Raw genomic sequence first — 7,813 nt, 5'->3', positions numbered from 1 at the left:
CTTTGCCAAGAGTTTAAGTGGCAGTGTGGATGAGGTGGGGGCTTCTATGAATCGCTTGTCCAGCAATACAGATAGGTTTATCGATGATATTATTCGAGATGGCTCTCATTTTGATGATTTCGGTAACTTAAAACCTAATGTTCGTTATCAAACAGGTGAATACGAATACGTCTATCGAACTGATGATGTAGGACGACTAGCGGAATGGGACGCCCCAGAGCTTCAGCGAACAAACAGAGAAAATCGTTTACCACACGACGCAAACACTCCAGGTAAATTGAAGGGAGACCATGCTGGACATTTGGCTGGAGACCGTTTTGGTGGTTCGCCTGAAATTGACAACCTTGTTTCTCAGTTAAGCGAAGTGAATTTAAGTGATTACAAGAAACTAGAAAACCAGTGGGCAAAAGCCCTCGAAGAGGGGAAAAAAGTTTCAGTAAATGTAAAAGTTAACTATGTGGGTGACAGTTTGAGACCAAGTAGTTTTGAGGTTTTTTATAAAATTAACGGAGAGCAAATTTTTAGAAGTATACCAAATAATTAGAGGTTAGTTATGATATTTGAAGATAAATTTTCCAAAAAACAAGAAGATATGATTTTATTGGCACTAGAGTATTTTAGTAGAGTAAAAGTAAAAACGGATTATATATATATATATGCCTCTTATGAAACAATGTATTCTTTTGATGTATTTTGTAAAGTTTCCACAGGAAAGATAGAAAAATTACATGAACTATCAGTGGTAAATTTATCAGAAGAACAATTAGACAATTTAATCTTTTCAGTATTAAAGATTGGCAACCAAGATTTACAAGAAATTCATAAAATTTGTATCGAGTATAATCGTCCCATGCCAACCCAAATCAAACTTATTTATGATAATGTGAATAAGAAGGTTCATGCAGATTACTCTTATGACCTATTTTATTCAAATTCTGATACTTTAACTTCATTTGATATTTTTAATCAATGGTATGAAGAAGTCAAAGCCGAGATTGAGAATAGATAAGTCTAAGTATGTCGGTCAGTTTGGGGATAATGTTTTAAAAGAATTACCAGAATATCAAAAACAGTTTACTCATTTTGTTCAGAATAGTATTGATGAAGCAACTATTAATGCACCAATTGAGAGTTTCTTTGGGCACTTTAAGACGGAGTGCTATGATTTGAAGAAGTATAAGACTTTGAGGAGTTGGTATCAGACATTGATGCTTACATCCATTTTTACAATCACCAACGTTTTCAAGAACGCAACAACGGCCTTGCCCCTCTTGAAATGAGGAACAAGGCCGTTGCCTAATCTTTTATTATTTCATTGTCCACTTGACAGGGAGCAGTTCGGTTTTCTACTGGTGGGGAAGCAAATGGTTTTAATCCCTTTTATTTGCTTTATAATAATGAAAAATGCAGTTAAATCAATACTTTTGGTTTAAATGAGTTTTGTGTATTATTCCCACTCAACGACTAAATAGGCCTTTAGAATCGTTGAAATAACAGTGTTTTTAGCTATTTTGATTTAATTTGGCGACAATTTTGGCGACTTTTTCGATATTACTTGGTTACCATTAAATTGTACCATTGTTTTGTCTGCATGTTTGATTGAAATTAAACCAACCATTTCATCAGCAAGTTCCTTGTCAACGCCTGACCATAAATGAGCGTAGTGCTTTAGAGTGATTTCCGGTGAAGAATGTCCCAAACGTTTAGAGACTATTAGAACAGAAGCGTTCAATTCGTTGATAAGGTAGGAAGCGTGAGAATGCCTAAGTTCCTTGGCTTGTATTTCTGGAACTTTTGCTAATATTGCATATCTCTTAATAATCCTTGATATAGTTGATTTAAGCATAGGATTTCCGTCATAACTTAAAACAAAATTTACTCTTCCTAAACTAGCTTGCCTATTTTTCCATTCTTTGAGAATAGAGATTGTATCATCATCTAACGAGATTGTCCGTAAACCTGAATCTGTCTTAGTATGATTTTGGCGAATCCAGTTCGTTTTACTCTTCATAATCAACATATGATTGACTGTGAGCTGTTTTTTCTCAAAGTCAATGTTATTCCACCATAAAGCTGTACCTTCGTTTACACGCAATCCTGTACAAAAATAGAGCCATAATAAAACGAAGCATAGATGTTCATAGAAATCATCAATATAGATATGACTGATAACTTCTTCAAAATCTCGTTTTGTCCAATATTGTGAATGAGTCCGACCTTTTGGAATTGCTTTGACTTTCATTGAAACATTAGTATCAAGAAATTGCATGCTCACAGCGAAGTCTAATGTTTTACGAAACATTCCAAAAGTTAAACTAGCATATGCTTGTGAATAGTTCCCACCATTTTTTGAGAGTAGCCAAGTTCTAAAATTTTGTACATCTCGAATTGAAATATCCTTTAATTTCTTTCTGCCAAACCTTTTTATGACTAGGTTGATTGCAGGTTGACGTGTGGAATATGTGTGCTCGCTTACTTCAGATTGATAAAATGGTAAGTAGGTAGTATTCATAAATTGCTCATAGGTCATATCATAATTTGAATAACCATTAGATTGTAAGTAGTCGTTTTTGACCCTAATAGCTTCTGTGTATGCTTCTTTAGCAGTAGTAAATTTCTTACCATTTGCATTTTTACGAGCTTTCTTTTTGATACGTTTACCTGTAATATTATCAGTTCCTAAACTCACTTCATAATAGTATTGTCCTTTCTCGTCCATATAGACATCTTGAAAATTCGTTTTTGCCATAAGTTACCTCTTTCTACTCTAGTAACTTAAAGCCAAGAACTTTTTCAACAGCACTAACTGGAACTGTACCCAGCCGTTTATTGCTATAAAGTGTATAACCTTGTTTTACCAAATTATTCTTAGTTTGTCTAATGATTTGTTGAGCAGTGGCTTTTGGAAAACCAAGTTCAACTAAATATGTGTAATCAATTGTTTTAGTGTTCATCTTGCTATCCTCTTGAGATTTATTATAAAATATGAGACAATAGCAACAACAGAAGTAGTTGTTGACTATTTTTGTTGAGTGTTTGGGTTATCGTTGTTAGTTTGGTCGCTGGCATTGATAACCTTTTTTTGCGTGTTCCATTGCATATTTCGAATTGTAGTCTTCACGAGAATATCAATGGCTTCGTTAATTGAATACAATTTTTTTTGTGAAAAATCGTAAGATGCAAAAGGCGGTAACATCCAAGGAATTTTATCCTCATCTAATTTATGTTTAGTTTGTTTCTCTGGAACGGATAATGCAACTTTGTCTCCTAACTCAAGCAAATAATCAATGCGACGAATAAACTGTCCTAAATCTTCTCCAACATTATCTTTTGCAACCTCAAAGAAGTCTATTGGCTTTTTAGTGCTTGTGATGATGATAACCTTAGATGATCCGATTTTGTTATGATACCTTGCCGAAATAGGACTAATCATGTAGGGGTCTAAGAGTTTGAGCCAATCTGAAACAGTCAATGAACTACCTCTTAAATCATCGAGTAATAGAATTTCCTGACCATTTACTTCATCCAGAGCATTAGTAGAAGCAGTTACGCAAAAATCCCAAGTTTGCCCGAATTTCAATGCAACCTTTTGCAATAACGCAATAAATTTCTTACTTAGTCTAGTTTTACCAGCACCGCTTTCGGCTTGAATAAAGATAATTGTCTTTTTGAATTTTCCTGCTTCCATTTCTGCGATTGTTTGATAACTCCTACGTTCTCCTGCGGTATCTAAAGCCTCGTTGATTTTCCGCTTGTGTTGACCATATATAGCATAGTAACTATCTGTAAGCATAATATTGCTTTTTGTCACTTCGCCAGCTAGTATCTTATCAATAAGCCAATCAATGCTGAGGTCAGTTTCTTTAGCTTTTTTGGTTGCTCTGCCTTTAATCCAAGTCTCCATACTACGATGATAGATACTGACATAATCTTCTCCTAGAACGGTTACAACCTCTTCAGGTTGATACTGGTGCTTGTTTTCATCCTTTGCATGCACAAGATAGGCTAGACAGTTCGGATAACCATACCGACCAGATTTTAATCTTTCAAGGTATTGTGGCTCAATACCAACTGCAAATGCAATCTTATTTAATGAAGCTCCTTTTTCAAATTTTAGAAGAGCATGTACATGTTCTTCTTTATTTTTGACTTCATTTTTCAATTCATTAGGATTCCAAATGGTTACTGTGTCTTTATTATGCAGGATGATATACGCTTCTTTTGCAATGATATCATTTTCACGTAGCTTTTTAATAATCAATTCAAGTAGAGGGCGACAATTCCCCTCTTTAGCTTGTTGAAGTGGTTCTTTGTAGTCAGGGGATAACCAATATTCCTCCTCAAGTTGTTGTACAAGCATAATTGCTGTAAGATTAGCATCTTTTTTTACCATAATAAATATACTCCATTTTTAATTATTCGTTTAACTATCCCCTAGATAGAACAAGGACTTGAAATTTGAAAAATTTCCTCAAACCCTTGTCCTGTCTAGTGCTTTTGATAAGCGCGCCACTCGACCAGCCCAGTGCCGCGCAGGCGTTAGGAATAGTTAGAAATAGATTTGCTTCATCTCTTCAAGATGACCGACCTTATGACTCGTCGGCTTCGTCAATAAATCATTTCATGACTGACAGATTTCTCTAGTCAGTACATTCAATGATTTACTAGAATTCCTCAAACCATGGTGTTTCATAGAAATGCGGGCTGTTTTCCCATTTACGACCAGAGCCGACAATACGAGCCAGTCCTTGTCCTTTACCGTAACTTCGCTTAGGCATATCCGCAAAACCGCTCATGAGGTATTTGCGTTCATCAGCTGAATCAGCTGCTCCACCAAGCATTATTACAGCGTCTGAACAGTTAACACGAGCTAGTGAAGGAAGAAAACCCTCTTTCGTTGCAAATTGACTTATAGCTATGATATGAATACCAGCAGAAGCACCAGTGGCTGATAATCGGTTAATTGCAGTAGTCCACCGAGCGGTAACTTTCAGACTCTTATCGACTTTATCCATCGATTCTAAAGAAGCGTTAAGATTTCCTAGTTCATCAAAGAACAGTCCAATATCGGGCATATTATCAATTTCAGAATATTTGTCTTTACCTGCTTTATTGATTTCTGCTAGTCGGTCATCCATAACGGTACACCAATATTCGGCACGTTTAACAATATCGATAGGTTCTGATTGACCATTAAATTCCTTGACGTAACGGTCATATTTTGCTGAATTATATTCTACAATCCAACCTTGTAATAACATTAAACGAGCCATATAACGACCAGCAAGTACAGATTTCCCTGCTCGAGTACGAGCAATGACACTCAAATGTGGTACAATATCCGAATGCCATATTAGGTCTTTTGATAGCTTTATTGCATGTTTATCGTCGTTTACAAATGGCTGTAATGAATATGCATTGTCTTCTACAATCAAGCGCTGTGAAGTAAGTGTATCTTCAAAATAGAAGATGATAAAACTGTCGCCTGCTGTGAGTTCTGAAGTGATAACTGCAAATCTCTGATACTTTCCTGCTAAAATTCCAGATACACGCTGTTCAAATTTTTCACGGTCAGCACGTTCCCAGTTTGCAATATTTTCAATAGCAATATATCCCTCATTCAAATCATCGTTAATCCACACATGTAGTTCTGGCATTTCATCGCCATAGCGTGTTGAGTTTGAAAGATTTAGGACATCTGTTATTTGTTTGTCATTGAATAAGCGCTTCAATTTTAGGGATAATCTATTGGCTTGGTTAGACATGACTGGTATCGAAATAGTTGATATCTCTTCACGTTTTGACCAGAGATATATTAGTAGAATTAAATTTAACAAATCTACTAATGCAAAGAATTGTAGCGGTCTTATTAGATAAGGTACTAAAAACACGACATTGTAGTATATTAAGAATAACAATCCAGTAACTCCCATTGTAACCACAAAGGCTATCAGAGAAAGTTGATAGCCTTGTAGCTTGCAATTAGGGGTAGGTTTGATTCTTCGGTATTTACGCTTAAACATTGTTACGTTGTAAAATTGATACTGATTCAGCAGCAAACCAAACTGTTTTATCCATCAATCCGCCACGAACATTTTTGAAAATTAATGGAGTACCAAACTTAGCCTCAACTTTAGTCGGCGCTGTAACTGTATATTCCAAATCATTTTTGGTGTCAATGATAGAATATCGGTACTTTCCGTTGTGTTCTGCTGGTGCAGTAATTGCGAGAACCTGTAAATTAGGAATATATTCTACTGTGTATTCCGCACCAGATTTCTCACTAATCTTGATAGTCTTCTCGGTTTTTTGTAAAGTAACTTCTTGTAAATTTTTTGTAAATGATTGATATGTAATTTTAGCCATTGTATGTTCTCCTTTATCAAAGTAAGTAGTCAATAAAATCAATCAGCACTTGATACAGTAGAGCTATATCTACTGATTCTTTCAATTGCTTATGAAATGGTAAATTTGAAAGCAATGTTTGCTTTTGCAAATATAAATCAGGCGGTTTTTCAAGTAAAATCTCCATAGACATAATGGTTTTTGTTTCATATCGCTTATCATAAAAATCTAAATTCTTCTCAAGCAAATACTGTTTTAACCACTCATTTATCAGTTTCAAATTATCAGTCATATGTGGACCTCCTTTCGCTATTTTATGAATACATTATAACGAACTAAAACGAACATGTAAAAAAGTTAAAACGATTGAAAAAGCTGTAAAATCAAGGTATAATTTGATTATAAACGAACACTTTTGCCTAAAACGAACAACGAGGAGAAATGAATTTGAGAAAACTTAAAAATCCTATGCTCAAATCATTATATGAGACATATGGAATAGATTACGAAAGATTAGAGCAATCCGTTGATGCAAAAAATCGGATTCGAACAAAAGCAAATCGTACTTTAAAAAAAGAATTTGGTAGTAGAAATTGGAATTCATTGACTTTCAATGAGAAAAATTATTTTATTCTACATCTTATGAAAGATTACATGATGAACGAGATTGCAGAAGTTATTTATCCATGTAATTCATCTAAAGTTAAGGGGATAAGAATTGCAATTGAAAAATTAATAAAGGAGCAATATGTTTCAGTCAATGAATCGATAAAAAAAGCCAATGTGAATATTGAAAATTTATATACTAAAGATGATACTGGTCACAATAAATATGGAGATTTACAGGATAAACTATTAGAACTTTATAAATCAGGTGAAGGTACTGGTGATTCTAAATCTACTGTTAATGATATACGATTTAGCATTTTGGAAACAAAAATTAATGTGTTGCTAGAGGTAATTCAAGAAAAGCTTGGGGTTCAAATAGATACAGAAGCAATTGAAGATTGCTGTAAATATTTAATAAAAAATGACTTGAATAATGATGACATTATCCAGTTAGATATTGATGAGCAATCTTCTGTACCTGTAGAGGTTCAAGAAAAGATTATTGAAGCTAATCAAAGGTATTTTGCTTATATGTTGCAAAAAGAAAATCTAGAATTTTATAAAGATAAGGAGCAAATTTGACAAATTAAAAACGATTCTTACTTTTATTAGTAGGAATCGTTTTTATATCTCTGTAATAAATTCTATTATATCATTCGGTTTACATTCTAAAATGATACACAGTTTTTCTAATGTTAGTAATGTAATATTCTTGTTTTTCTTTAAGCTATCAAGTGTTTTATTATCTATACCTGATTTTAAGAGTCGGTACTGTGAAATATTTTTTTCTTTCATTGTTTGCCACAATGGTTCAAAACTTATAATTGTAATCAACTCCTTTCAATTACAATTATAAAAA

At 34.0% G+C, this 7,813-nt stretch carries 10 protein-coding genes and 1 pseudogene; 4 read left to right on the top strand and 7 right to left on the bottom strand.

Annotated features, from left to right (window positions below; all coding sequences use genetic code 11):
- The 3 genes and pseudogenes from G575_RS0106710 to G575_RS12680 all read left to right on the top strand — a co-directional run.
- Positions 1–544: DNA/RNA non-specific endonuclease (locus tag G575_RS0106710; RefSeq protein WP_211218385.1), on the top strand; the 544-nt coding region annotated here is incomplete at its 5' end.
- A 9-nt stretch (positions 545–553) separates the two neighbouring features.
- Entirely contained in the window at positions 554–1,009 is a 456-nt protein-coding gene (locus tag G575_RS0106705) for a hypothetical protein (protein WP_027972058.1), read from the top strand.
- Between the two features lie 106 nt (positions 1,010–1,115).
- Positions 1,116–1,300: pseudogene (locus G575_RS12680) on the top strand (IS3 family transposase); the annotation flags it as partial.
- Between the two features lie 216 nt (positions 1,301–1,516).
- On the opposite strand, the gene G575_RS0106695 reads toward G575_RS12680, so the two are convergent.
- From G575_RS0106695 to G575_RS0106670, 6 genes are all read right to left on the bottom strand, one after another.
- Complete coding sequence (locus G575_RS0106695; protein WP_027972056.1) at positions 1,517–2,749, bottom strand: tyrosine-type recombinase/integrase; 1,233 nt, start codon at positions 2,747–2,749, stop codon at positions 1,517–1,519.
- A gap of 13 nt (positions 2,750–2,762) precedes the next feature.
- Positions 2,763–2,954 (bottom strand): DUF3173 domain-containing protein, encoded by a 192-nt coding sequence (locus G575_RS0106690; protein ID WP_027972055.1) that lies wholly within the window; start codon positions 2,952–2,954, stop codon positions 2,763–2,765.
- 65 nt (positions 2,955–3,019) lie between these two features.
- Complete coding sequence (locus G575_RS0106685; RefSeq protein WP_027972054.1) at positions 3,020–4,393, bottom strand: Rep family protein; 1,374 nt, start codon at positions 4,391–4,393, stop codon at positions 3,020–3,022.
- A gap of 271 nt (positions 4,394–4,664) precedes the next feature.
- On the bottom strand, positions 4,665–6,023 hold the full coding sequence (locus tag G575_RS0106680) for a hypothetical protein (protein ID WP_027972053.1): 1,359 nt from the start codon (positions 6,021–6,023) through the stop codon (positions 4,665–4,667).
- Positions 6,016–6,366: a hypothetical protein gene (locus G575_RS0106675; protein WP_027972052.1), complete on the bottom strand. Its 351-nt coding sequence runs from the start codon at positions 6,364–6,366 to the stop codon at positions 6,016–6,018. The genes G575_RS0106680 and G575_RS0106675 overlap by 8 nt, the downstream gene beginning before the upstream one ends.
- A gap of 16 nt (positions 6,367–6,382) precedes the next feature.
- Complete coding sequence (locus G575_RS0106670) at positions 6,383–6,637, bottom strand: hypothetical protein (protein WP_027972051.1); 255 nt, start codon at positions 6,635–6,637, stop codon at positions 6,383–6,385.
- A gap of 155 nt (positions 6,638–6,792) precedes the next feature.
- On the opposite strand from G575_RS0106670, the gene G575_RS0106665 reads away from it, so the two are divergent.
- Positions 6,793–7,536 (top strand): hypothetical protein, encoded by a 744-nt coding sequence (locus tag G575_RS0106665; RefSeq protein WP_156874728.1) that lies wholly within the window; start codon positions 6,793–6,795, stop codon positions 7,534–7,536.
- Positions 7,537–7,578: 42 nt separating this feature from the next.
- Here the strand turns inward: G575_RS0106665 and G575_RS0106660 are convergent, their stop codons facing one another.
- Positions 7,579–7,749, bottom strand: a complete 171-nt coding sequence (locus G575_RS0106660) for a helix-turn-helix domain-containing protein (RefSeq protein ID WP_211218384.1) — start codon at positions 7,747–7,749, stop codon at positions 7,579–7,581.
- Positions 7,750–7,813: the final 64 nt, after the last annotated feature.

Source organism: Streptococcus plurextorum DSM 22810 (genome assembly GCF_000423745.1).
Lineage (GTDB): Bacteria > Bacillota > Bacilli > Lactobacillales > Streptococcaceae > Streptococcus > Streptococcus plurextorum.
Note: the sequence above shows the minus strand (reverse complement) of the source record. Positions and strands in the feature narration are given on the sequence as shown.